The 24,032-nt window shown below is 47.4% G+C and carries 21 protein-coding genes; 12 read left to right on the top strand and 9 right to left on the bottom strand.

Going from position 1 to position 24,032, the window contains the following annotated elements; translation table 11 throughout:
- The coding region (locus QT998_RS10065) for a calcium-binding protein (RefSeq protein ID WP_333114426.1) at positions 1 to 1,284 on the top strand (1,284 nt) is incomplete at its 5' end.
- Between the two features lie 116 nt (positions 1,285 to 1,400).
- Here QT998_RS10065 and phnE read toward each other — a convergent pair.
- The 3 genes from phnE to QT998_RS10050 form a co-directional block, all read right to left on the bottom strand.
- Positions 1,401 to 2,195, bottom strand: coding sequence for a phosphonate ABC transporter, permease protein PhnE (phnE, locus tag QT998_RS10060; protein ID WP_194070011.1), 795 nt, complete (start codon positions 2,193 to 2,195; stop codon positions 1,401 to 1,403).
- Positions 2,196 to 2,273: 78 nt separating this feature from the next.
- Positions 2,274 to 3,014 (bottom strand): phosphonate ABC transporter ATP-binding protein, encoded by a 741-nt coding sequence (locus QT998_RS10055; protein WP_333114424.1) that lies wholly within the window; start codon positions 3,012 to 3,014, stop codon positions 2,274 to 2,276.
- 437 nt (positions 3,015 to 3,451) lie between these two features.
- On the bottom strand, positions 3,452 to 4,447 hold the full coding sequence (locus tag QT998_RS10050; protein ID WP_333114422.1) for a phosphate/phosphite/phosphonate ABC transporter substrate-binding protein: 996 nt from the start codon (positions 4,445 to 4,447) through the stop codon (positions 3,452 to 3,454).
- A gap of 194 nt (positions 4,448 to 4,641) precedes the next feature.
- Here QT998_RS10050 and QT998_RS10045 point away from each other — a divergent pair, with 194 nt between their 5' ends.
- The 3 genes from QT998_RS10045 (at position 4,642) to QT998_RS10035 (ending at position 6,583) form a co-directional block, all read left to right on the top strand.
- Positions 4,642 to 5,625 carry a threo-3-hydroxy-L-aspartate ammonia-lyase gene (locus QT998_RS10045; RefSeq protein WP_333114418.1) on the top strand — a complete coding sequence of 328 codons (984 nt, stop codon included), beginning with the start codon at positions 4,642 to 4,644 and terminating at the stop codon, positions 5,623 to 5,625.
- 339 nt (positions 5,626 to 5,964) lie between these two features.
- Positions 5,965 to 6,270 carry a small RNA NsiR4-regulated ssr1528 family protein gene (locus tag QT998_RS10040; protein ID WP_006635311.1) on the top strand — a complete coding sequence of 102 codons (306 nt, stop codon included), beginning with the start codon at positions 5,965 to 5,967 and terminating at the stop codon, positions 6,268 to 6,270.
- An 82-nt stretch (positions 6,271 to 6,352) separates the two neighbouring features.
- A complete protein-coding gene (locus tag QT998_RS10035) occupies positions 6,353 to 6,583 on the top strand; it encodes a hypothetical protein (protein ID WP_333087013.1) in 231 nt (76 codons plus the stop codon).
- Between the two features lie 385 nt (positions 6,584 to 6,968).
- On the opposite strand, the gene QT998_RS10030 is transcribed toward QT998_RS10035, so the two are convergent.
- Positions 6,969 to 7,886 carry an NAD(P)H-dependent glycerol-3-phosphate dehydrogenase gene (locus QT998_RS10030; RefSeq protein ID WP_333114415.1) on the bottom strand — a complete coding sequence of 306 codons (918 nt, stop codon included), beginning with the start codon at positions 7,884 to 7,886 and terminating at the stop codon, positions 6,969 to 6,971.
- Positions 7,887 to 7,996: 110 nt separating this feature from the next.
- Positions 7,997 to 8,425, bottom strand: a complete 429-nt coding sequence (locus tag QT998_RS10025) for an NUDIX hydrolase (RefSeq protein ID WP_333114412.1) — start codon at positions 8,423 to 8,425, stop codon at positions 7,997 to 7,999.
- 179 nt (positions 8,426 to 8,604) lie between these two features.
- Here QT998_RS10025 and QT998_RS10020 point away from each other — a divergent pair, with 179 nt between their 5' ends.
- Positions 8,605 to 9,525 carry an alpha/beta hydrolase gene (locus QT998_RS10020; protein ID WP_333087016.1) on the top strand — a complete coding sequence of 307 codons (921 nt, stop codon included), beginning with the start codon at positions 8,605 to 8,607 and terminating at the stop codon, positions 9,523 to 9,525.
- Positions 9,526 to 9,819: 294 nt separating this feature from the next.
- On the opposite strand, the gene prfC is transcribed toward QT998_RS10020, so the two are convergent.
- Complete coding sequence (prfC, locus tag QT998_RS10015) at positions 9,820 to 11,448, bottom strand: peptide chain release factor 3 (protein ID WP_333087017.1); 1,629 nt, start codon at positions 11,446 to 11,448, stop codon at positions 9,820 to 9,822.
- Positions 11,449 to 11,551: 103 nt separating this feature from the next.
- On the opposite strand from prfC, the gene QT998_RS10010 reads away from it, so the two are divergent.
- Together QT998_RS10010 and QT998_RS10005 are read left to right on the top strand one after the other, a co-directional pair.
- Positions 11,552 to 11,884: a DUF4870 domain-containing protein gene (locus QT998_RS10010; RefSeq protein WP_333087018.1), complete on the top strand. Its 333-nt coding sequence runs from the start codon at positions 11,552 to 11,554 to the stop codon at positions 11,882 to 11,884.
- Positions 11,885 to 11,951: 67 nt separating this feature from the next.
- Complete coding sequence (locus QT998_RS10005) at positions 11,952 to 12,077, top strand: hypothetical protein (RefSeq protein ID WP_333087019.1); 126 nt, start codon at positions 11,952 to 11,954, stop codon at positions 12,075 to 12,077.
- A 318-nt stretch (positions 12,078 to 12,395) separates the two neighbouring features.
- On the opposite strand, the gene QT998_RS10000 is transcribed toward QT998_RS10005, so the two are convergent.
- The 3 genes from QT998_RS10000 to infC all read right to left on the bottom strand — a co-directional run bounded on the left by QT998_RS10000 (position 12,396) and on the right by infC (position 17,093).
- Positions 12,396 to 12,869 (bottom strand): Crp/Fnr family transcriptional regulator, encoded by a 474-nt coding sequence (locus tag QT998_RS10000; RefSeq protein WP_333087021.1) that lies wholly within the window; start codon positions 12,867 to 12,869, stop codon positions 12,396 to 12,398.
- A gap of 230 nt (positions 12,870 to 13,099) precedes the next feature.
- Complete coding sequence (locus tag QT998_RS09995; RefSeq protein WP_333087022.1) at positions 13,100 to 16,153, bottom strand: HEAT repeat domain-containing protein; 3,054 nt, start codon at positions 16,151 to 16,153, stop codon at positions 13,100 to 13,102.
- A gap of 403 nt (positions 16,154 to 16,556) precedes the next feature.
- The gene (gene infC, locus QT998_RS09990) at positions 16,557 to 17,093 is read right to left on the bottom strand and encodes a translation initiation factor IF-3 (RefSeq protein ID WP_194008541.1); all 537 of its coding nucleotides are present in this window, start codon (positions 17,091 to 17,093) and stop codon (positions 16,557 to 16,559) included.
- Between the two features lie 418 nt (positions 17,094 to 17,511).
- On the opposite strand from infC, the gene QT998_RS09985 reads away from it, so the two are divergent.
- The 5 genes from QT998_RS09985 to QT998_RS09965 all read left to right on the top strand — a co-directional run bounded on the left by QT998_RS09985 (position 17,512) and on the right by QT998_RS09965 (position 23,883).
- Positions 17,512 to 18,534: an alpha/beta fold hydrolase gene (locus QT998_RS09985; RefSeq protein WP_333114410.1), complete on the top strand. Its 1,023-nt coding sequence runs from the start codon at positions 17,512 to 17,514 to the stop codon at positions 18,532 to 18,534.
- Positions 18,535 to 19,144: 610 nt separating this feature from the next.
- On the top strand, positions 19,145 to 19,603 hold the full coding sequence (locus QT998_RS09980; protein WP_333087025.1) for a hypothetical protein: 459 nt from the start codon (positions 19,145 to 19,147) through the stop codon (positions 19,601 to 19,603).
- Positions 19,604 to 20,171: 568 nt separating this feature from the next.
- Positions 20,172 to 21,959, top strand: coding sequence for an N-acetylmuramoyl-L-alanine amidase (locus QT998_RS09975; RefSeq protein WP_333114407.1), 1,788 nt, complete (start codon positions 20,172 to 20,174; stop codon positions 21,957 to 21,959).
- A 294-nt stretch (positions 21,960 to 22,253) separates the two neighbouring features.
- Positions 22,254 to 23,117: a glutamate racemase gene (gene murI / locus QT998_RS09970; RefSeq protein ID WP_333114404.1), complete on the top strand. Its 864-nt coding sequence runs from the start codon at positions 22,254 to 22,256 to the stop codon at positions 23,115 to 23,117.
- Between the two features lie 211 nt (positions 23,118 to 23,328).
- Complete coding sequence (locus QT998_RS09965) at positions 23,329 to 23,883, top strand: NYN domain-containing protein (protein ID WP_194008536.1); 555 nt, start codon at positions 23,329 to 23,331, stop codon at positions 23,881 to 23,883.
- The last annotated feature ends 149 nt before the right edge of the window (positions 23,884 to 24,032 follow it).

Raw genomic sequence — 24,032 nt, 5'->3', positions numbered from 1 at the left:
AACACTTTCCCCGTAGCCTTTAACAACTTCGGTTCTGGTGCTGGCGGTTACAATTTCAGCACTCCTGTTTTATTTACGGGAGATGCGACTGCTAACAGCGTCACTGGTACTGAGTTTGCTGACATCATCACTGGTGGTGGAGGTGCGGATATTCTGACTGGCGGTTCCGGTGCAGATATCTTTGGTTACAAAACTCCCGGCGACGGCGCGGATAGCATTACTGACTTTACCTTTGGGGTTGACAAATTCCAGTTTGCAGCCAGCGAATTTGGCAATTTGACTACTACTAACTTTGACGGTGTGACGGGTTCAACTCCTGACATTACTGGCAAAGAGTTGGTGATTTTCACCGGCGGAACTTATGCAACGGTGGAAGCTGCACAAGCGTCTGCTTTGGGCAGTTCTACAAGTGCTGGTTTCTTCGCCTACAGCAATGCGTCGAACGAAACTGTGTTGGTGTTTGACTCGAACGGTACGGTGACGGGCGGTTCGACAATTATTGCGAACTTGGGTACTGCTGCTGGCAATTTGGGAACTGCGGACTTTGTGTTTACAGGGACGATTACCAGTGCTCCGGTTGCAACTTCTCCTAGCTCGTCGGGTAGCGTTGCTGATTTAACTGCTGCTGGGAATACTTTCCCCGTAGCCTTTAACAACTTCGGTTCTGGTGCTGGCGGTTACAATTTCAGCACTCCTGTTTTATTTACTGGAGATGCGAGCGGTAATAACGTCACTGGTACTGAGTTCTCCGATATTTTGAACGGTGGCTCTGGTGCTGATATTTTCGACGGTGGCGCGGGTGATGACAGCATCTCCGGTGGCGCTGGTAATGACAGTCTCTTCGGTGGCGCGGGTAGCGATACTCTCTTCGGCGGCGACGGGAATGATACTTTAACCGGTGGTGCGGGAACAAATGTTCTCAGCGGCGGGCTTGGTGCTGATGTGTTTGTGTTCACCGGAACTACTGCTGGTGGCGGGGATATCATTACCGATTACAGCATTGTTGATGATGTAATTAACATTGACCAGTCTGCTTTTATCGGATTGGGAGCGGTCGCCGGGCCTTTGGGCTCGAGTTTCTACGCTTACAGCAGCACAGTTTCTGTAACTGCGTTAGAAGCAACTTTAACCGGGCCGTCGATCATGGCTATCTACGACAGTTTGTCTGCATCTACTAAGCTGTATTACGATAGCAACGGTTCTACGGTTGGTGGCAACAGTTTGTTTGCTACTGTGAGTGTCGATTTTGGAGTTTCCGGTAATTCTGAAGTAGTCTTGTTCTAAAGGGCAAGAATTCTGATCTGAATATCGGGGATATGCGCGGGGACACAGCAATGCTGTGTCCCAATAAAAGAAGGACACGGCAATGCTGCGTCCTTCTTTTGTTTCTCAACCTATTTTTATTTTGTTTCCAACCGCTGCCGCCAATTGCTGCTAATAATATCTATCACCGTGACTACAACTAACAGCACTAACATCATTGTTGTTGCTTTATTGTATTCAAAAGACCTGATATAATTGACTAATTCAAAACCAATGCCGCCAGCGCCCACTACTCCCAACACCGAAGCGGCCCGAATGTTGTACTCAAACATCCACAGCGTGTAACCGAGGGCTAGCGGCAATACCTGCGGGAAAATTCCGTATTGCGCCACTTGCAGCCAAGATGCACCGACTACTTCTAAGGATTCGACCGATCGCGCTTCCACAGATTCGATCGCCTCCTGATAAAATTTAGCAAGATAGCCGATCGTATAAATGGCCAGCGCTAAAGTACCGGCCGGCGCGCCCAAACCAGTCGCGGATACAAACAACAATCCCAGCACAATTGAAGGTACTGAACGCACGGCATTTTGCAATAAATTAGCCAACCAACGCAACCACTTTGGTGCTATATTGCGGGCGCTGCAAATCGCAATTGGGATCGACAAAATTGCTCCGAATGTCGTTCCCCACAATGACATTTGAACTGTTTCGATTAAAGCTTTAATTGCTACGTCAATTATTTCGAGATTTGGCGGCCACAAGCGCGAAATAAAATCAGTCATGTAAGGCCAACTGTTGGTCAGGGTTTCTGCATCAATTTCTAGTCCCCGCAGCGCCCAACCGTAAAGTACAATTAAGCCTGCTGCGATACCAATATTTTTAATCCAGCCAGGATTTTTTGAGGGATTAGTTGATTTTTTTTCGGTCATTTGCGTTGATTTTTAATTTTTTTTAAACGAACCGCGAAGACGCGAAGGGCGCTAAGGAAGAGGGGAGAAGATAGGAGTTTAGACTTCTACTTTGGGAGGTGTTAGTTGGCTGAGTTTGTCGGACAGGTTGTGGCATTTGCCATCATAAACTATCTGACCGGCATCTAGGACGATCGCCCGATCGGCATAGGTGCTGGCCATTCCTAAATCGTGCAATACTACAACTACGGTCATTGCTTGTTTTTGGTGCAGTTGGGCGAGGATTTCCATTACTTGTTGGGCGGCGATTACGTCTAATCCGCTGGTGGGCTCGTCGGCGAGTAAAATCTGGGGGGATTGGATTAAGGCGCGGGCGATGGCGACTCTTTGCTGTTGTCCGCCGCTGAGCAGTCTGGTTTTTTGATATGCTAGGTCTTTGAGTCCGAAGTCTGTTAGTAAGTCAAATGCTCGATCGCGCTGCTGTTTCGGAAAACCCCACAAAGTCTCCCAAGTATTTAAGCTTCCCAAGCAACCACAAAGCACATTGTCGATCGCGGGTGACTGTTTTACCAACCCGCCACCTTGAAAAATTAAGCCAATATCGCGCCGAATTCGTCTCAGAGTGCGCGGAGTTATGATTGTATCGTTAATCCGAATTTCTCCTGTTTTGACGGGGACTAATCCGACAAATGAACGGAGAAGTGTAGATTTTCCAGCACCGTTTAAACCGAGAAGCGCTACAAATTCGCCTTGTTTTATTTGGCAATCAATTCCGTTCAAAATCGGGCGGTTTAGCGCGGTTGAATAAGCTGTTTTTAATTGGCTGCATTCTATAGTCATAAGAAGAAGTTCGGCAACGGATTATGTAACGGATGTAAGTCCGACGGAAGAAGGAAGAAGTCATTAGTCATTAGTTATTAGTCATTAGTGCTGTCGCCTCCGAGTTTCCGTACAACGTGATCGGGAAGAAGGAAGAAGGAAGAAAAAAAATTAGCTATTTATATTAATTTTTAATTGGGCGTGTTAATTTGGTCACTATTTGTCGATCGACTTTGCCATTAATATATAGCCTTTCTCAAAAAAGTGAGGTATGCCCTATGCCCTATGCCGAATGCCCTATGCCCTATGCCCTATGCCTTATATGAGAGCACAGAAAGGCTATACTGTCTCCTCGATGGGTAACAATAAAATCGGTTCGTAGTGAGGACTTCAGTCCTTCTTTTTTTGCGAACTGAAGCCTTCACTGCGAACCTTTACTCTCGCTACGAACCTTGATTTTATGGTTCGAGTTTGGCGCGCACCAAAGCTTGGCGCAAGGTTGATAAATGGCGCGCGTGATCGACTTTTACCAATTTCTGAGAATTGTACAAACTGCGGAACAATTGATTGTTTGCTGGTTCGTTCATTTTCATGAAAGCATTAATCAGTTTTTCGCGCATCGGTGCAGGAACGCGATCGTCAATTACAATTCCGTGGGCTGGCACTCCGTTAACTTCTTGCAAAACTCGCAATTTCTTACCTTCTTCCGCTGTAATCCAAGGCGGTAGCAAAGCGTATTCGGAGACAACTGCGACATCTGCTTGACCTCTTAAAACAGATTGCAAAGCGCTGCTGTAACCGTCACCGTAGGTGACATTTCCGAAAAAGCTCTCCAGTCTATCCGGCCCTGAAACTAATCCTTGACCCACTAATTCTGAGATTGGGAAAATGAATCCCGAACCGGAAGTTCGAGAGGTGAAAGCCATTTTTTTGCCTTTCAATTGTTCGAGGGTTTGTTTTGCTGAACCTTTCGGGCGCAGGGGATTGTCTTGGCGCACTACAAACACGGAATTGTAGGTATTTCCGCCGGAATAATCGCTGCGAACTTCTGCTAAATACATCCGCGCTTTGGCTAATTGTTCTGCTTTTAATGCCGCGCGCCCTGCTACAAATGCTACATCTGCTCTGTTGGCCCTCAATGCTTCTACGGCGGCGGTTTCGTCGCCGATGACTGCATCGACGGGCATTCCGATTTCTTTGGAAAGTATTTGCGCTACTTGATTGGCTTTATTTTGCAAGTCTGTAGCATCTCTGCGGTTGGCAAATACGATTCTAATGCGATTTATCGGAGCTTGTGCTCTTAAATCTCGTTGGCGAAGCCCTCGAAGAGGATCGCCCTGCTGCGTTGTTTGGGCGATCGCCTTTTGCCCCATTCCCACTGCATTCGCCGTCAAACCCCCTAACAGCAACAATCCGACGCTAACGCTTGCTAACGCTTTAAAATTTACATTCATTAAATCGCTCTCCTACTTAGTTGTTGCTATGTGATAACTTATGGCAATAATTTTGATTTTATTTTACAGTTCTTTTGGTAATTAGTTGCAATAGTTAAGTGATAAATATTTCTGATATGTCTTATCATTAAAAGTGATACTACTCTGACTCGATCTATGGTAATGTTCGCCCCAAGCACCAGACGCAGCAAAATATGACACCCAAGCTTGCTGATAAAAATCCCTTTCCAGTCTGTTTTGCCGATGTGGAAGCGGCGGCGAAGCGCTTGCAGGGCAAAGCTTTCAAGACTCCGGTGCTGACTTCGGAGACCCTGAACAAACAAACTAATTCTCAAGTATTTTTCAAGTGCGAAAACTTTCAGCGGACGGGTTCGTTTAAATTTCGCGGTGCTTGCAATGCTTTGATGCAGCTATCTGAAGCCGAAAAACAGCGGGGAGTTGTGACTTTTTCTTCGGGAAATCACGCGCAGGCGATCGCCCTTGCCGCACGGTTGCTCGCAATTCCTGCTACTGTGGTGATGCCTGCCGATGCGCCCAAAGTCAAGCAAGAGGCGACTCGTGGCTACGGTGCCGACATTATTGTGTACGATCGAACTCAAGTTTCCCGCGAAGAGCTCGCTGCCCAAATTGCTGGGGAAAGAAACTTGACAATTATTCCTCCTTATGATGACGCGCGGGTGATTGCAGGACAAGGTACGGCGGCGCTGGAATTAATCGCAGAAGTTGGAGAGTTGGATTTGCTTTTAGTTTGCTGCGGCGGCGGGGGTTTGCTGTCGGGATGCGCGATCGCAGCCAAAACTTTGTCTCCCCAGTGTAAAATAATCGGAGTAGAACCCGATCGAGCAGATGATGCAGCGCGATCGTTCCGCACAAAAACCCTGCAAACTGTTAGCAACCCCGATACTATTGCTGACGGCGCGCGCACGCCATCTTTAGGGAAATTGACTTTTCCTTTAGTGCTGCATTATGTGGACGATATGGCAACAGTTTCGGAAGAGGCAATTCGCACTACAATGTTTTTTATGTGGGAACGAATGAAGATAGTTGTCGAACCCACGGGAGTGTTAGCAGCAGCGGCTTTGCTGTCAGGAGTTGTCAAAGCTGAAAATATGAAAATTGGCGTGATTGTCAGCGGGGGAAACGTGGATTTGCGGCAAGCTAGTCAGCTTTTTTTATAGTTAAGCCTGCCAGTTTTTTAGTCAAAAATTATATCAGAGGTTTTAACCCCTGTATAATTGATCGCCACAACAAAAACGGTTCGTAGTGCGGACTTTAGTCCGCTCATATCGTTCCCGATAGCAATAGTAAAATTCATATTACATCACAGTAAAAATCCTTCTTTATCTTTAATCTGCTGAGCGCGGATTTTAGCTTTGCGACGGGTTTAAACCCCAGGCGGACTTTCGGGTTGGTGTCACATATTCGGGAAATGTCAAATATTAGTATTGACAAATTTGACTAAAGTCAAGAGTTTTCTGATAAAATACTCCCACAGCAAACTTTAATATCACACCACAATGTCTTCAGAAACAAACTCAGCGGCTCAATCTACAACTGGTGCAGATGCGATCGATGTTGCGATCGCCTCGGGAATAGACTTTGACGGTACTCCGATTCCGCAAGCAAAATTAGACCTCTACAAGCAAGTGATGGGATTAGAAGCCGGGAGACAGCGCAGTGGCGTGTCAAATACAATGCGATCACGCATTGTCCGAATCGGTGTCAAACATCTGCCTCAAAACGAGCTCGATAAAATGCTCGTTGCTGCTGACTTCGCACCGCTGAAAGATAAAGAAGTTGCGTTTTATTACGGCGGAAAGTAAAAATTATCTACCCTTCTAGACAGATGAACAGTCATCTCTGGATAGGTCAAACTTGGAACAAATCCTAGCAGAAGGTCAGTTTATGAACACTAACGGTAGTACAGTCATCAGCAACCTCGAGTATGATTTGTTAACAGTTTTGCACAACAAGTCTGAAGCTTTGAAAGCCTACGATACTTACATGAAAGATGCTCAAGAAACCGGTTCTCAGCCTTGTGCTGAGCTGTTTCAAAAATTGCAGCAAGCTGACATGGAGCACGCGCAGGAAATTCGGCAGCACCTTCAACAGGTAATGCAGCAAGGCAAGATGTAAAGCTGGTGCAACTCGCTCTGCAAGTTATGAGTTATGAGTTAAGCTGTTGTGCATTTAAAATGCGTGTTTCAGAGGTTGAAACGCTTTACTGGCTTAGATCGCCTCGAAAATTTAAATGATGAACAGCTTAAGAGTTAAGTAGTAGCAGCTATTTAAGAGTTAAGTAGTAGCAGCTATGAGTTAAAGAGTTTTGGATTCACAACTCATCTTCAATTCCTTAAACTCTTTCTCTACCGAGTGATGGAAACATCAATCTGACCGCTCAACCAATGTCGCTTACAACTCTTAATTCATAACTAGCAACTGGTGAGGCAAATCCTTGAAACTTCAGCTACGGGTAGGGACTTAGGCTTTGCTTAAGTCCTTACCTATCTAGTGGTACAGGTTATAAAATCTCCGGTTTCAAAGCTCGTTCCATCAGCGATAAAACAGCTTGTTCAGGAGTAATTTCACCATTTAATAAGCGATAAACTTGACGAGAAACAGGCACTTCAATGCCGCGTTGATTAGCTAAATCAATCAACACATTAGTAGTATTGACCCCCTCAGCCGTGCTCTGCAATTCCTGCAAAACTTCCTCTAAAGATTTGCCTTTAGCCAATCCGAAACCAACCCGATAATTGCGCGATAAAGGACTGTTGCAAGTAGCGAGCAAATCTCCCAAACCAGACAAACCATAAAAAGTTTCTGCACGAGCTCCCAAACGAACTCCCACCCGAATCATTTCCGGCAAAGCGCGAGTCAGCAAAGCAGATTTAGCATTAGTTCCTAATTGTAAACCGTCGCAAACACCAGCGGCGATCGCAAATACATTTTTTAAAGTTCCACCTAACTCAGTTCCCAGCGGGTCTTCATTCACATAAACCCGAAAAATATCAGAACTGTAAATATTTTGCACTTGCTTGGCCGCAGCTAAATCCCAACTCGCCGCTACCGTTGCAGCCGGCAATCCTAGCTGAATTTCCTCGGAAAGATTTGGGCCAGAAAGTACCACAATTGAATTGTTAGGAAACGCATTTTGCCAAATTTGAGAGGGAGTGCGCGTACTCGCGGGATCTAAACCTTTGGTGACAGTAACTATAATTGTATCGGGACTTAACTGTAAAGCCAAAAGTCGATCGACCGTTGCTCCAACTCCTTTCATCGAAACAGCCGAAACAACAACATCCGCACCTGTTATAACTGATTCTAGATTAACAGAACTGCTGCGCGACCACAAATTAACTCGAGCTCCTTTTTTGCCTCCCAGATTTGCCAGTGCCGAACCCCAAGCACCTCCGCCTAATATTGTCAAGCTTTGCATAGAATTTAGTTTGATGAATTTAACCGCAGATTAACACAGATAAATCACAGATAAATCATCGCAATCAATCTGCGTTAATCTGCGTCCATCTGCGGTTAAAAACCCTAACCCTACAAACGCGGACGCAATCCATAATGACGGTAACGCCAATAATCTCGTAAAATGCGATCGTGATCGAAACATAATTGATGGGGAATCTGCCAAGATTCAAAAAATTGTAAATTTTTAGCATCGTCGGCGGCTTGAGGTTCGCCCGTTGCAGAAGCCAAGAATACAATACTGATAGTGTGTTCACGGGCGTCGCGATTTGGGTCAGAATAAACGTAAAACTGCTCAATTAATTCTACATTCAAACTCGTTTCTTCTAAAGCTTCGCGTTTTGCCGCCGTTTCTACCGATTCCCCGTAATCGACAAAACCGCCGGGAATTGCCCAGCCGTAGGGAATATTGCGGCGTTCGATGAGTACGATCGGGCGGTGCGGGCGATCGGCTAATTCGATGATAATATCAACTGTAGGAGCGGGATTTCGATAAGTCATACCATTTTAGATTAAAGAATTGAAGAATTTAACATCGTTGCAGTTTAACTGTGGAACGGGCCCCAGAGACCGTTGCAGTTTAGCTGCAAAATGTGCGATCGACCTCACCTACAGTTCTACAATATACTTGCATATAATGTACGGATTGCGATCGCAAACAAAAAAGAGAGATTGAAACTATGCCTAAGTGGCTGGGAAAAGTTTTAGGTATCGGTGCCGGTACAATCCTCCTCCTCGGTGCGAGTGGATACTGGTACGTTTTTATTGCCGGAGCACCTCAGTTAGACCCTCCGAAAGTAGTGGCTGATGCTGACTTAAATTTTCAACTCAAAACATATAAAAGTGCAGCTATGAATTCAGAGCGCACCTACGGCTTAATTTTGCCACCTGGGTACGCAAAAAATCCCAAACAGCGCTATCCAGTCATTTTTTTGCTGCACGGCGGGCACGGAGACGCGCGCGCTTATCAGGACAAAGCCGCTGTTACTTCTGTGCTTCACGATTTATATAAAAGCAAAAGATTGCCGCCATCAATTGTAATTACTCCTGACGGGAACGACAAGCGGGGTACGAGTCCTTTGTGGGACCCGCAGTATTTTGACGGGCCCAACGGTAAGGTGGGAAGCGCGATCGGCTCCGAGTTGGTTCAAATCGTCAAATCGCGTTACAGAACGCAGCAAGACCCCAAATTCTGGGCAATGGGAGGACAATCTTCGGGGGGTTGGGGAGCTTTTAATATGGGTTTGCGTTACTTGAATAATTTTAATATTCTGTTCAGCCACAGCGGTTATTTTACCGACCAAAGCGGCAAGGCTAACAGTCCTAAATATTTAGTTGAAAAAATTTATGTTAAAGATAAACAGCGGTTGCGCGCTTATTTGGATGCTGGGGAAGAAGACAAGGAATTTCTAATTTCTACGCAACAGTTTCACGAACAATTAAACCGTTTGGGTGTTGCTAACGAGTTCAACAAATTTCCGGGCGGACACGGGATTGTTGGCCCTGATGTCGGTTGGAATTATTGGCACAAACATTTAGCAGATTCATTGAGTTATGTGGGAAAACAGTTTAAGATATCACTGGCCGCACAGAAAAATTAGAAATGTGAATTGTTTCATTCAAAAAAGCTATAATTGGACTCTGGTTTGCATTGTTTTTAACTGGATTGGTAGGAGTGAACGTAGGGTGCGCCACCAAGAACAACTTTCGCCCCCCAACGCCAGATTAAACGAGCGACGCACCCTACAACTTATAACTTAAGTAAACCGTATTCTAACTTAAGCTCCTCCTACAGTTTTCTCTGCTGTAAGTTGCGAGATCAAAGTCTTAGCCCCCTTAGTAAGGGGAGGTTGGGGGGTAAGATCTAGCGCTATTTTATGAAATTGGTATAACGCTCACTCCGCGCTAACAGCCAAACCAGAAACCACAGGGGCGATCGCATTTAACTTCAAAACAGGATGCTCCCCTTCCACCTGCCGGCAATTCCAGTCATTTCTAAACAGCAAAACCGGCCTTCCCCAAGTATCTTTCACCGTCACCGTATTAAACAGCCGTCCAACCTTAGCCAGCGCATCCCAACCGCCGTCAACCCAACGGGCTACACTGTAAGGTAACATCTCGATCGTCGTTTCCACATTGTATTCCGACTGCATTCTGAACTGCACCACCTCAAATTGCAACTGTCCTACTGCTGCCAAAATTGGTTCGCGTTTCGACTCGTCAGCCGAATACATAATTTGTACTGCGCCCTCTTCCTGCAACTCGGAAACACCTTTGCGGAACTGCTTAAATTTAGAAGGATTGGGATTTCTCAAAACAGCAAAAAGTTCCGGTGAAAAACAGGGAATTCCTTCATATTCCAGTTTTTGCCCAGTGTAAATAGTATCGCCGATCGCAAAAACCCCCGGATTGTTCAAACCAATCACATCGCCCGGATACGCAACCTCGATCGACTCCCGATCCTGAGCAAATAACTTTTGAGGCCTTGACAAACGCACCGTTTTACCAGTGCGAGCGTGAGTCACGTTCATGTCCTTTTCAAACTTGCCCGTACAAACCCGAATAAACGCTACGCGATCGCGGTGTCTCGGGTCCATATTTGCTTGCAATTTAAACACAAACCCGGTAAAATCTTCATAAGTTGGCGGAAGTTCCCCGACGCTGCTGTTGCGGGCGATCGGCTTCATCGCGTAATCTAAAAACGCATCCAAAAACAGTTCTACCCCAAAATTGCTCATCGCGCTGCCAAAGAAAACCGGAGTCATTTTCCCAGCGCGAACCAAGTCTAAATCCAGTTCAGTTCCTAACTCATCCAGCAGTTCCAACTCTTCTTTAAGCTGATAGTAAAGGTCTTGTTCTAACAAATCCTCAATGCGCGGATCGCCCAATTCAATGACGGTATCAACTGCCGCGCGAGAACCGTGTTTACTCCGCTCGAACAAGTGAATTTTTCGCCCTCTGCGGTCAAAAACGCCTTTAAAGCGATCGCCCGTACCGATCGGCCAATTTACCGGATAAGTCTGTAAGCCCAATTCCTTCTCAATTTCGTCCAACAAATCCAAAGGATCTCTGCTAGGGCGATCGAGCTTATTAAAGAAAGTAAAAATAGGCAGACGTCGCAACTTACAAACTTCAAATAACTTGCGAGTTTGCGGTTCCAAACCCTTAGCAGCATCCTCAAGCATCACCGCATTGTCAGCCGCCGCCAGAGTTCGATAAGTATCTTCGCTAAAATCTTGGTGTCCCGGAGTATCGAGCAGATTAATGTGATAATTTTTATACTCAAACTGCAAAACAGTAGAAGTAATCGAAATTCCCCGCTGCTGTTCCATCGCCATCCAGTCAGAGGTAGCGTGTCGCTGGGCCCGCCGCGCTTTCACAGAACCTGCTTCGTGAATTGCACCTCCGTAAAGCAGCAGCTTTTCTGTCAAAGTAGTTTTACCCGCATCAGGGTGCGAGATAATGGCAAAGTTGCGCCGGCGCTCCACAGCAGTTAGCAGTTCAGTTTCGAGTTCTGTTGTCATCACAAAGTAAGTAGGGGAATCATCACCCGATCGCCATTATAGCCTGTGCTAGAGTTGCTATAGAAGGTAAAATTATCAGTAAAGTCAAGGAAATACAAGTAATATGTACGACTCCGACAAGCGCAAGCTGCTATCACTCGTGTGTCACGGGGCAATTTTTTTCAGTACGTTAGTGTTCTCGATCGGAGCGCCGATCGCAGTATTGTTAGTATCAGATGACCCCGTTGTCAAAGAAAACGCCACAGAATCGATCAATTTTCACCTGAATGTATGGTTGTACGGTCTGATTTTGGTTCCACTATCTTTTGTGACACTTGGCTTAGCAGGCTTGATAGGTTTCGCAATTCATTGGGGACTAACAATCATGGCCATCCTCCACATTTTGCAAAATCCCAACCAACCTTACCGCTATCCTTTTATTTTCCGCATAGTCTAGATAGCAAATCGCGCTTCACCATCGATTTAAATAACCCGGTTTTTTCAGAAACCGGGTTTTTAATTGTTTGCTAAAAGAAGGAAGAAGGAAGAGGGGAAGTTCGGCAACGGATTATGTAACGGATGTAACGGATGTAACGGATGTAAAGGATGTAAGTCCGTCGGAAGAAGGAAGCAGAAATAAAGAAGAATGAATAAGGAATAAGGAAGAGGGAAGAAGGAAGCAGAAATAAGGAAGAATGAATAAGGAATGAGGAAGATTTGTACGGGCGGGTTTAGCCAACAACTTATGATACAAATCAGTATATAATCCAAACCAGCACTCATCCTTTCATGGTGCTTTACAAAACATAAATTGTGCCCAATTTCCAATTTCCAATTCCCAATCCCCAATGAAAACTGACTACTAAGAGGGCGGGCACGCACCATCCACCGCCCCTACCAACTAACAACTGATAACTGACTACTAACAACTAACAACTGACTACTAACTACTGACTGATTCCCAAACTTTATCGCATTTCAGCAACTCTAGTAGTCTCTGGCGACAAAATCACCTCTTTAGCATTCAACTTTATATTCAATTCACGAATCCGGCGCGAAAGCAAGCGAATAATATTAACAGCAATTCCCGGCGTTTCATCGATCGCATCATAAAGCTGCATTTGAGTCAACATCAAACACTCCGATTGTTCCAGAGTAGAAATAGAAGCCGATCGAGGTTCCGCATCAAACAGCGACATTTCCCCGAAACAAGCCCCCGCCTTCAACTGTGCCAAATCGCGATCGCCTATATGCACCCGCACCGTTCCCGATACCAAAATATAGAGCGATCGACCTTCCTGTCCTTCTGTAAAAATCCTGTGCTTGGAAGGGAACGAAAGTTCATCCATTACCGATGCTAGACGCACAAGAAAATCATCTCGCAGTTCCTTAAAGATCGGAACTTCCCTGACAAACAATAGGCGTTCGACGCTAGTTAGCATAATGCGATGCAGTGATTGATTTAAACTTAAACAGGGTCAGGGGGAATAAAAACTGTTGGCTGTTGGCTGTTGACTGTTGGCTGTTGACTGTTGGCTGTTGGCTGACAACTAACAACTGACAACTAACAACTAACAACTAACAACTAACAACTGACAACTGACAACTGACAACTAACAACTAACAACTGACAACTGACAACTAACAACTAACAACTAACAACTAACTAATGTTACCTTTTCCCCCCAACACCTAACTCTGCCATCATCTCTTCAACTTGAGCGAATACCAAACGATCGGGGTCATTTTGCAGCCTCGGCAACAATTCGAGCAAAGCTCGCGGCGAAGCTATTTTCAAATAGGCTAACACTGCTTCGCGAACAAAACCCGTCGGGTGTTGCAGACACACGAGAGTTTGTTGAGCCGTCAGACTCCAGCGCGCCTCCTTCGCCAAATGAAAGCAGCAAGCCAAGGCCCAATCCGAAAGGAAGTGGCGCAATTCTAGCAAGCGGCGCAAACGATCGCTAGGAGTTAGAGGTTTGTAAACCATCAATTCAGAGAGATTGGTCAACTTTTCTCTTTCCGAGTGCTGATCCAACAAATTGATCAGCGATCGCTTCCTAACTATATCCACAGTATTGTCAAGAATTTCCAATCCCCTAGCCACCAGAGAAGGTTGGCCCGAAGCGATGTTGAAAGCAGCAGCTTGTACCGTGTCCAGCGGATAAAGAAACTTCATCAACAAAAAACACCGATCCTTAGCATCAGCTTCCAACCCCGCCAGAGCCCGCTGCAACAATTGAGCCGTATCGTTCGCAGGTACCTCGGCGGTGTTAGGATCTCGATCGGAAAAATTGTCATAGGTCGTTACCCCAGACAAATCTACCAGACCCGCATAAATTTGACCGATAAACATCAACTCCTGTTCGATGAGAGTTTCCAAGCCGCTGCGGCCGATGCGGTCTAGAACCCCTTCTATCCCCGCTTCCGAAGGCATTTTCAACAGGATGCGGAGGATGTTGCGCCTCGTAGTTCCCCAAGCCGTCATCAAATTGCTGACCAAAATGTCGATCGCCTCAACAGTCCCAATTTGACCCAAAGCCGTCCAAGCTTGCAACCTGACCAAATCCGGCTTGTGGATATCCTCAGCCAAATACACCAGCAAAGGAATCGCATCGTTGTGAAGTTTGACTATAGCCTGCAAAGCCGCTTCTCTAGTCGATTTGTAACCTAGTCCCCGCAGCAGCGAAGGATAATATTCTTCCGAATGAGTAGACGAAATCACGTCTAACAGAGCGCAGCGAACTCGCAGAGATTCATCTTGCAAAAGATTGGGGATGTACAGCCGCAGTCCTTGCAAATAATCAGCCTCTCCCAGAGCCCGCGTCCCCATCACCCGTTCTCGTTCCAGCTTGTGCGTCAGCATTTGGCGCAGCGTGTTAGTAGCCTCTGCTTTTTGCTGGCGATCGCCCCTTCTCATAATTAAAGCAGCCGCCGTACCCCGCACCACCGGATCGACATTCTGCTGCAAATAAGGCCGCAAACTGTCAATATTCGGTTCAGCCTCCGTCAGCCAGATGTAGCGCAAAGCCAAAGCCAGCACCTCCGGCGGCAATGGTTGTTGCGAGAGTGCGCGGACAAATTCTAAATATGCGGGGTTCGGGTGTTGCAGCATAGTTTCCAAGCTCTGGCGCTGCAAAAGTGGCGAAAGCGAATCCAGAATAGGTGCGAGAACTTCTCCGACATTTTTGGGGTCAATTTGGGTCAGCAGTTCTATACAAGAGCGCTTTTCATCTTCGCCCCCCGGCTGTTCTAGAGTTTCCACCACTGCGCGCTTGAGAGCCTTGAGGTCAACGTCTGTCACGCCCAAGCGCCCGCGTTCGGCACTTTTGACCAACAGCCCTACGTATTGAGAGCGGATCAGCCACACCACAAATACCCACACCAGCGCCAAAACTACGATCGTACCGATGAATACCAAGCTTTGCAGGTCGTGAAATGCGCTTTCGGTTTCGTGGGGGAGTATCTTGTCTGTCACCCACAGCATCCCCAGGATAACTACTCCTGTAGCTCCGCAGGACAAAGGTTCGCCCACACCGTTGACCAGAGTTTGAATGCCCGATCGAATATTGTCAGGAATCGGTTGAAATAAAACCGGACTCACAGTTTCCAGCAGCGTGTAGTGCAGCAGTTCGTCTAAAAACCTCAGCAATATCAGCCCGATAAACACAGATACTAGCTGGCCTAGGGACGCTCCTAAAGTCAGCACCCCAAGAATAGCGATACCCGCCGGCAAAATCATCGCCGTCACGAATACACCGATTCGTTCTACCAAGCGGCTGGAAGCAAACCACTGAGTCGCCACTTGAAACAGACCTTGTATACCTTCGTAAATGCCCAGGAAGCTAGCAATCGAACTAGCTCCGCTCGCTCCGTCTCCCGGGTTTTGGTATTCTAACTGGCTATAAAATTGAAAATCTACCAGCACGTAGACGACTTCTGCCAGCACGAAGAAACTGACTAGAGGTATCGCGTATTTTTGCAGAGGCCCAGTAACTTTGCGGGCGGTAAATTCTTGTTGGTCGTCTTCGTCGTCGTCATCTGTCCACCGAGCAGTTTCCGGGAATGCTTGGCTATATTTTTCCGTGAGGTAGTACAGCAGCAACGAGCCTGCCGCCACCATCAACCCGGATATTAGGGTAACGTTTTTGAGTTTGACTACGTAGAGCAAGACTGGCAGAGAAAATCCGCTGACTACTCCAGCCACTAGATAGCCGCTGCTGACTAACGGATAGGTGCGCTTGATTTCTCGAATGTTAAAAAGTTGATTGGAAGTGATAGAAGTATTGAGGTCGTTGAGGACATAGCAAGCTTCCACCCACAGCCACATCAAAAAAATAGTAATAAAAGCGATGCTGATGCCAGCTATCTTAGTATTTTCGTAGCCGATGCCGAATCGAAACAAAAATAGCGGTACCGACATCATTGCCATCACAACTACGACGGTGCGCCTCAGCGGCAGGATTTTTTGCATCCACGAGTAGACAAAGCCCAGACTCGAACCGATAAAGGCGCTGGCTATATAAATCCAGGGTAGTTTTTCTGCACCGAATTCGTCTAAAAACAAACCTACCGTGCTCAATTCCAGCCAGATCAGCCCGACGGAGGTTAGAGTGTAGACGAGGAACATCAGTAAGGTTCGCTCTAATTCTTCCGATCGCAAGTTGAGCGATCGCAGCACTCCCTGTCTTGCTCTGGCGATCGCGCCCATTTGAAAATTTTCCATTTCTGGTGCGTTAATATTTCGATTTTCGATTTTAGATTTACTTGCGGCTCGGTGAATGTGAGAGCGAGTACAGGAGTCTAAAATTTTTGTTTTGGCGCGTCCGCGACTCCTGTGGCAAACTTCTATCGGTTTTGGGGCGGAGCGATTAATCCACCGTCACCAATCTTTGACTCTTGACTGATGACTGGACTTTTGCTCTCAGATCCTGTCTGATCGATTTGCGTCACAAAAACGGTTCGTAGTGCGTCAGTCAGTGTCCGCTATTGGGTTGCGTCAGTCAGTGTCCGCACTACGAACCAATCTTATGTTTGTAAATCGACCGGACACGAGAGCCAAGCTTGTAAAGAGCAGGCTCGATGCCTGCTGAACAATGGCATAGGTCTACTGATGACCGATCGCCCTATTACTGTTTTTTGGGAGACAGCAGCATCATCATACTGCGCCCTTCCTTTTTCGGGGCTTGCTGCACTTCGGCGATTTCCTGCAAATCTGTGGCCATGCGCTTGAGCAAGTCCTCTGCTAGGTTGCTGTGTTGGATTTCCCGACCTCTGAACATGATCGTGGCTTTTACTTTATCTCCAGATTTGATAAAGCGGTCTGCTAGCTTGAGGCGCACTTGGTAGTCGTGTTCTTCAATTTTGTAGCGCATCTTCACTTCCTTGACATCGGCAGTGTGCTGCTTCCGCTTGGCTTCTCGCGCTTTCTTTTCCTGCTCGAACTTGTACTTCCCGTAGTCCATTACCCGGCATACGGGCGGGTCAGCTTTGTCGCTGACAAGTACCAGGTCGAGTTCTTTTTCTTCTGCCAGACGGAGCGCTTCTGCGGGTGTCAATATCCCTAGTTGGCCGCCGTCGGTATCGATCACCCGGATTGTGGGGTATCGAATGTTTTCGTTGATCTGGGGTAGGTTGCGATTTTGTCTTCTTTCAATCACAGGCATGAATGTTTTTACAAGCAGTAGTTTAATAGCGAAGTTTCTTGATAGTTACAGGCTTGACCGGTCAATATTTCACTTTTTCCGATCGAGCTATTTGGCAAGCTGTTACCCTTACCGGACGTACTACCGCGCCCTGTATGCCTTCAGCTTCGTCGTTAGGGCATACTTGAACCGAATCGTAAATGAATTCTTACAATACTTGCTATTCTACTCACTCTCGCTGAGTTTCTGCGTAGTTTTATTTTAACTTCATACTATATCGTCCGTTCCCATACCAGACTGAGCGCCAAACCGTAAAAAATGCCCGGTAAATCCTTAAGGATGAGGTAAAACGGCTTTTTTGACCCCGTGGCAACGGGTGTTACCAGTCCCCAATTCCCCTGATTTGCCTTGTACAATAGGTATAACCAAGTGTAAATTTATGTTGCGAGCTGAGGCAAAATTGACAAATTCTCTACACTGGCACCAACGGGTGGGCACTCAACGAGACTGGGTGTGGCGGGGTTGGCAAACTCGATACACTTATTTGCGGCCGGCTTTGGGGCGAAATCCAGGGGCGATCGAATTTCAAGACTCTGCAGCCGAACCCATCGCCTCCACCACATCAAGAACACCGATTATTTTACTGCACGGGTTTGGAGCTTCGATCGGCCACTGGCGGCAAAATCTCGCTCCACTAGCCGAAAATCACACGGTTTACGCCTTAGATTTGTTGGGTTTTGGCGCTTCCCAAAAAGCTCCCATCGACTACGACGTGTCTTTGTGGGTCGATCAAGTTTACGATTTTTGGCTGACTTTTATCAGAGAGCCGGTCATATTGGCAGGAAATTCGATCGGCTCGCTGATTTGTCTGGCCGCGGCGGCCGCTCACCCGGACATGGTGGCCGGCACGGTGGCGATCAGCCTCCCAGACCCATCTGTGCGAGCCGAGGCGGTGCCCGGATGGCTGTTACCGGCGATCGAATCTATAGAAAATTTATTTGTTTCTCCGATCGTACTCAGGCCTTTGTTTTCTTTAGCTCGCAAGCCTGCCATCGTCCGTCGCTGGGTTGCCTTTGCCTACGCCAACCCCGGAGCTGTTAGCGACGAATTAGTTGAAATTCTAGCAGGGCCTGCGGGCGATCGGGGAGCCGCCCGCGCCTTCTGTGCTTTATTTAAAGCTGTAGGTAGTGCAAAATGCGGCCCTGGTGTCAAGACTGTGTTGCGAAATTTAACAATCCCGATGCTGTTAATTTGGGGAAAACAAGACCGGATGATTCCGCCTCGCTTCGCCAAACCCCACCAATTTGTCGAATGCAATCCGAGTTGTGTAGAGCTAGTTGAATTAGATAATGCTGGCCACTGTCCCCAGGATGAATGCCCGGAACAAGTAAATCAAGCAATTTTGGACTGGATGGGCCGGAATTTTGCCGCCCGTGGCGATCGATCTTTGCAACACAGTTAATTTAGATAGGGGGCGGTGCGTTGCTAATTAACCAACATTATTTGCAGGTATCGATATCCAGGATCGAGAATCAGCTTGTCACAAGTCGATCGCACCCGGTGAAATGACTTTACACAACTCTGGAACTAACCTCAACAACTTTTTAGGCAAGGGGCGACTCTTACCGGAAAGCAAGTCTCGGTCTTTCTGCGATCTTGCGTCCGATCGATTAACATAGCAAAAATGGTTCGCGATGATCGCGCGATCCCTTGGTAGTGCTGCTAATTGATCGCACGCGATAGGAGTTCATCAAAAAACCCGGTTTCTCACCACTCATGGTATTTTTACGAACATACCTCCGCTGTAGTCCCTAGAGCCGGTAAAAAGTTAAGGACTTAGGCATCAACACCACAGAAACCGGGTTTTTATCGGGATTAAAGGTCTAGATGCAGTATTTTTGCCTGTGAAACCAGGTTTCTCATCACTGCTGCGTCTAGGGCTAAAACTAAGGTTTGAAGGTACTGATGCGTCCCAGACTGTTTTATTGACGATCGCCTTTGGGGAAACTGAGGCATTGACACAATCGTCGCGATCGTGTATCTTCTCTAACTGGTAGTATTATATACAAGTTATGCAGTTAGTCGAAAGGCAGGTCATCAAACCAAATCACAGGTTTTATCCAGAAGCCGACCGACAGTTTTTCCAGTCCAAAAATCACAACTGCGATAACTATATCTACCGTCAAAACTTTTTCCCCCGTCAACCAATCAATGCTCTGACGGTCGATCGTCCGCGATCGAAGAGTATCGGTGACAAAGCATTGCCCGCCCTGGTGACACAAAACACTCTCCAGTTACTGCAAAAAGCATGGATTAGCTATCATAATGTCACCGGGTATGGCGCGGGCGATCGCCAAACTAAATTTCCAGAAGCACCCAAAATCCCTTACTATAAAAAATCAAGAAAAACCAGATATCGGTGCCGCCATGTAGTTGTATTTAACTGTCAAACAGTCAGGGGAAAAACTTTCGCAAAAGGATATGCTCCTTTCCATGAAACTAACATCTTCATGTATTCAAAAGTAACTTAAATCTGGGAAATCCTGATTGTTCCCGAGGTAGGTTGTTAATTAGTCAGAGTGCTTGATTAAAAGTTAGAACAAAACGCAACTATCAAAGGGATTACTACCCTGGCTTTAACGAACTGTGCCCCTATGAAAGACCGAAGAAATCGCTCCTAAGAAAAACCGTAAAAATCTCCATTCTAACTTGTGATAAATTCAGGAAAAACCTGGTTGATTGTTGATAAAAATATAGCAACAGCGCCAGACGGTTAGGACGTTTAAAATTACTGAAAGCCTGGGTTTTCTTAATTATTCCTTGGGTCTTGTTAATTATTCCTTCTTCTATAAATACCTTCCCTTGTGCCAACAATTTCTCAGTCAGCTTATAACCGATCGCCCCCAAGTCTGCTGGAAAGTAAAAAAATGCCAGAATTTGGCATTGGGCTGCCTATTAACGGCTAAAAAAGTCAATTTGGCCAACAACTGACGGCCCGGACATCCCTGGTCGGCTGGCGGCGGCTAACTGCTGAAAGCCGATCGGGCAAACAGCACCCTTCCAGCTTTTAGTAGTAACGCAAACGAGGAAAAAACTGTCGTGAAATTCCACTGGCTACTACCGAGTTTCTTAAGTGTATTTTTGCTCGCCGGAGCCGCCGAAGCAGCCCGACTGCAATCTTGGCGGTTTGATGCTTCAGAGAACCGGCTCTACATTAGAACAGAGGGGGGAGTGCAACCCAAGGCTCAACTGATTTTCAACCCGACGCGCTTGGTAATCGATTTGCCGGGAACGAGTCTAGGCCGTCCCTCAGTCAACAAACAGCTCTCAGGGGCGATCGAATCGGTGCGGGCAGGACAGTTTGACAACGACACAACCAGAATTGTAGTCGAACTCAAAGACGGGTTTACTTTAGACCCCCAACAAGTAAAATTCCGGGGGATTTCTGCCAGCGAGTGGACAGTAGATTTACCCGCACCGACGCGCGGCCAAAGTCAAAATCCCATTTCCGAACCCGGGGGAGAAAGGTTATCGGTTGAACCTTCAGCAGGCGAGCCCCAGTCTGCAGAAGAAACCGTAGTTCAGAACGTTCAACTGACAGCAGACGGTTTTTTAGTCCGCACTGCTGGCGGCCGCCCCCAAATTAATTTTGAACAAAGTCGCGCCGGAGACATCGCTACCCTGGATATTGAAGGAGCTACTTTAGCTCCGGGCGCGGGCGGCCAACAGCCTCAAACTAACGGCCAGCTCGGTGTCGAGAGGGTTGAAGTCCGGCAACTGCCAACAGACCCGCCCGTTACCCGCGTGACTTTGCGGCTGAAGGCTTCTAATACTCAGTGGCGCGCGTCTGTGAACAATTCCGGCTCGGTTGTGCTGTCGCCGGGGGGTACGATTGCGCCAATCCTCAGCCGCTCCCAGCCCGTAGCTGTTGGAAGACCAGAGCGAGCGGCTTTAGCAAGAGTTCTGTCGATCGACTTAGCCGATAATGACACGCAACTGGTGGTGAGAACTGACCGCCAAGTCTCCTATACCAGCGGGTGGGACCAGTCGTCGAGGTCTTACTGGCTCAGGATCGCTTCTAGTTCCCTGACGGGGCAAATTCCTCAGTTGAATGCCAACAGTCCTGTATCGTTTACTGCGAGTCAGGAAGACGCGGAGACTGTGGTGATTTGGGTGCAGCCACGATCGGGGGTAGAGGTAGGCAGGGTGACGAGACCGGGCCAGCAGTTGCTGTCTTTGCAGTTGCGATCGTCCAATGCTAGCGCCCCGCCGCCTTTGACTCGCGATCCAAATCCGCAGCCATTACCGAAAAGGACGATCGGATCGGGGGATTTGCCCCAATCCAACCGCCGCGTCGTGGTGGCGATCGATGCGGGGCACGGCGGCCGCGATCCAGGTGCAGTCGGGATTGGTGGCATTCAGGAGAAGGAGATTGTTTTAGATATCTCGTATCAGGTGGCGAGGCTGCTGGAACAGCAGGGCGTGCAGGCGGTGATGACTCGGACTGACGACAGCGAAATCGACCTGGAACCGAGAGTTTCTTTGGGGGAACGGGTGAATGCTACTTTGTTTGTCAGCATTCACGCTAATTCGATCAATATGAGCCGGCCAGATATTAGCGGGATTGAGACTTATTATTTTGATAGCGGGAAAGATTTAGCCCGGGTGATTCACGCCAGTATTTTGGACGGAACGGGGGCGACTGACCGCCGGGTGCGACAGGCAAGATTTTATGTTTTGAGGAAGAGTTCTATGCCTTCTGTTTTGGTGGAAGTCGGTTTTGTCACGGGTGCTGAGGATGCTGCTAGACTTTCTGACCCAGCTTATCGCAGTCAAATGGCTGCTTCGATCGCTCGCGGCATTTTAGTTTATCTTCAACAAAGATAATGGTTAGTAGTCAGTGGTCAGTTGGCAGTAGTCAGTAGTCAGTGGTCAGTAGTCATTAGTCAGTGGTCATTAGTCATTAGTCATTAGTCATTAGTCAGTAATCATTAGTCATTAGGGAATTGTTAGCTGTTGACTGTTAACTACCAACTGACTACTGCCAACTACCAACTGACTACTGCCAACTGACTACTGCCAACTGCCAACTACCAACTGCCAACTGCCAACTACCAACTGCCAACTGCCAACTACCAACTGACTACTACCAACTGCCAACAGACAACTAACTATTAACAAATGACAACAGACAACTCTGGACAAAAAAGAATCGGTATTTTTGACAGCGGTGTGGGCGGTTTGACTGTTTTGACGCAGTTATACGAACAATTGCCCAACGAATCTATACTTTATTTTGGAGATACGGCGAGGCTTCCTTACGGGACTCGCGCAGCTTCGGAAATTGTGCATTTTGTCCGGGAAATTATGGCCTGGCTGGTGGAGCAGGATGTGAAAATGGTGATTATGGCCTGCAACACCAGTTCTGCTTTGGCGATGGAAATGGTACAGGCTGAGTTTGATATTCCGGTGCTGGGAGTAATTCTGCCGGGGGCGCAGGCTGCGGTGCAGCAAGGCAAGCGGATCGGGGTGATCTCAACTCCGGCTACGGCTGCTAGCAATGCTTATCGAAATGCGATTTTGGAAATGGATGCGGATTGTCGGGTATGGCAGGTTAGCTGTCCGGCTTTTGTGCCGCTGGTGGAGCAAAACCGGATTCACGATCCTTATACTTATGAGGTGGCTCGTGAATATTTGGCTCCTTTGATTCAGCAGCGCATCGATACGCTGATTTACGGCTGCACTCATTATCCGCTGTTGGCTCCTGTGGTGCGATCGCTTTTGCCTGTTGGGGTGAATTTAATCGATCCGGCGGTGCGGGTTGTGGCTGCTGCTGCTAGAGAGTTGGAGGTTTTGGGGCTGCGGAATTCTGGTACTGCGCGGCCGACTCGTTTTTGCGTGAGCGGGCTTCCTGAGCAGTTTGCGGATTTGTCGGTGCAGTGGCTCGGCTGTACTCCTGCGGTTGAAAAGATATCTCTGCCGACTGTTGTTCGTAGCGAAGCGGGGCGTAAGCCATCGCCCGTATCTGTGGAATCTGTCGAATAAGCTGGAAAATTGCTCGATCGCGCGACACAATCGCCGAAATCTTCAATCTAAAATCTTACCCTCCAAAACCCTAGGGATTTGGGGGGTTGAGTTTTTGCTGGGAACATTGCAGCTAGCGATCGAACATCATTGTGTAATAAAATGCAACAAAAGCTTTGATGAACAATGCAAATAATGTCCTCTATCTGCTGGAGATCTTCAGCCTTGAACCATGTCACCGTATATATCGCAAGCAGTGTTACTTGTAGATGGCTATAACATAATTGGACTTTGGCCTCGACTCCGAGAGAAGCGCGATCGCGACGAACTCGAAACAGCCCGCCGCGAGTTGATTGAGGCTTTGGTTAACTACAGCGCCGTACAAGATTTTGAAGCTAGACTCGTGTTTGACGCTCAGTATCGAAACACTCCCAGCGTTAAAGAAATTATTACTAAAAATTTATCTGTGCACTACACTGACTTCGGTCAGACAGCAGATACTTATATTGAAAAGTCTTGTGCTAATTTGCGCTACGAGTTGCGATCGGTCAAAGGCAAAAGCCGAATGATTGTCGCCACCTCTGACAGAGCCCAGCAATTAACCGTAGTCGGCTACGGTGCCGAATGGATGTCCGCCCAACAACTAGCGGCTGACGTAGAATCCACCGCCCGCCGCAGCGAGCGCCAGCACAAATCTCGCAAACACAATTCCAGTCGCTTTCTGGCCAATTCCCTCGATCCAGAATCGCAGCAGCGCCTCGCCAGAATGAGAATGGGGCTGCATTAGCGTCCCAAACCCGCTTGCTGCATGAGAAAAAAAAACTTTGCAAAAGGCCTTGCCAAATCGAATAGGTTCAGCTACTATTAGTAATTGTGGATGACAAAAACCACGCAATCCTCGGTAGCTCAGTGGCAGAGCGATCGGCTGTAATGAAT

Origin of the sequence: Microcoleus sp. S1D4, assembly GCF_036700765.1 — a bacterium.
In the GTDB taxonomy this organism is placed as follows: Bacteria; Cyanobacteriota; Cyanobacteriia; order Cyanobacteriales; family Microcoleaceae; genus Microcoleus.
Note: the sequence above shows the minus strand (reverse complement) of the source record. Positions and strands in the feature narration are given on the sequence as shown.

Excerpts from the sequence above, each read along its gene's own strand:
- QT998_RS10010 (WP_333087018.1), top strand. The coding sequence starts at position 11,552 with ATGTACGACTCCGACAAGCGCAAGCTGCTATCACTCGTGTGTCACGGG.
- QT998_RS10000 (WP_333087021.1), bottom strand. The coding sequence starts at position 12,869 with ATGCTAACTAGCGTCGAACGCCTATTGTTTGTCAGGGAAGTTCCGATC.
- prfC (WP_333087017.1), bottom strand. The coding sequence starts at position 11,448 with ATGACAACAGAACTCGAAACTGAACTGCTAACTGCTGTGGAGCGCCGG.
- QT998_RS10055 (WP_333114424.1), bottom strand. The coding sequence starts at position 3,014 with ATGACTATAGAATGCAGCCAATTAAAAACAGCTTATTCAACCGCGCTA.
- QT998_RS10040 (WP_006635311.1), top strand. The coding sequence starts at position 5,965 with ATGTCTTCAGAAACAAACTCAGCGGCTCAATCTACAACTGGTGCAGAT.
- QT998_RS09980 (WP_333087025.1), top strand. The coding sequence starts at position 19,145 with ATGCAGTTAGTCGAAAGGCAGGTCATCAAACCAAATCACAGGTTTTAT.
- phnE (WP_194070011.1), bottom strand. The coding sequence starts at position 2,195 with ATGACCGAAAAAAAATCAACTAATCCCTCAAAAAATCCTGGCTGGATT.
- QT998_RS09965 (WP_194008536.1), top strand. The coding sequence starts at position 23,329 with ATGTCACCGTATATATCGCAAGCAGTGTTACTTGTAGATGGCTATAAC.
- QT998_RS10045 (WP_333114418.1), top strand. The coding sequence starts at position 4,642 with ATGACACCCAAGCTTGCTGATAAAAATCCCTTTCCAGTCTGTTTTGCC.
- QT998_RS09985 (WP_333114410.1), top strand. The coding sequence starts at position 17,512 with ATGTTGCGAGCTGAGGCAAAATTGACAAATTCTCTACACTGGCACCAA.
- QT998_RS10035 (WP_333087013.1), top strand. The coding sequence starts at position 6,353 with ATGAACACTAACGGTAGTACAGTCATCAGCAACCTCGAGTATGATTTG.
- infC (WP_194008541.1), bottom strand. The coding sequence starts at position 17,093 with ATGCCTGTGATTGAAAGAAGACAAAATCGCAACCTACCCCAGATCAAC.
- QT998_RS10050 (WP_333114422.1), bottom strand. The coding sequence starts at position 4,447 with ATGAATGTAAATTTTAAAGCGTTAGCAAGCGTTAGCGTCGGATTGTTG.
- QT998_RS09995 (WP_333087022.1), bottom strand. The coding sequence starts at position 16,153 with ATGGAAAATTTTCAAATGGGCGCGATCGCCAGAGCAAGACAGGGAGTG.
- QT998_RS10025 (WP_333114412.1), bottom strand. The coding sequence starts at position 8,425 with ATGACTTATCGAAATCCCGCTCCTACAGTTGATATTATCATCGAATTA.
- QT998_RS10030 (WP_333114415.1), bottom strand. The coding sequence starts at position 7,886 with ATGCAAAGCTTGACAATATTAGGCGGAGGTGCTTGGGGTTCGGCACTG.
- murI (WP_333114404.1), top strand. The coding sequence starts at position 22,254 with ATGACAACAGACAACTCTGGACAAAAAAGAATCGGTATTTTTGACAGC.
- QT998_RS10020 (WP_333087016.1), top strand. The coding sequence starts at position 8,605 with ATGCCTAAGTGGCTGGGAAAAGTTTTAGGTATCGGTGCCGGTACAATC.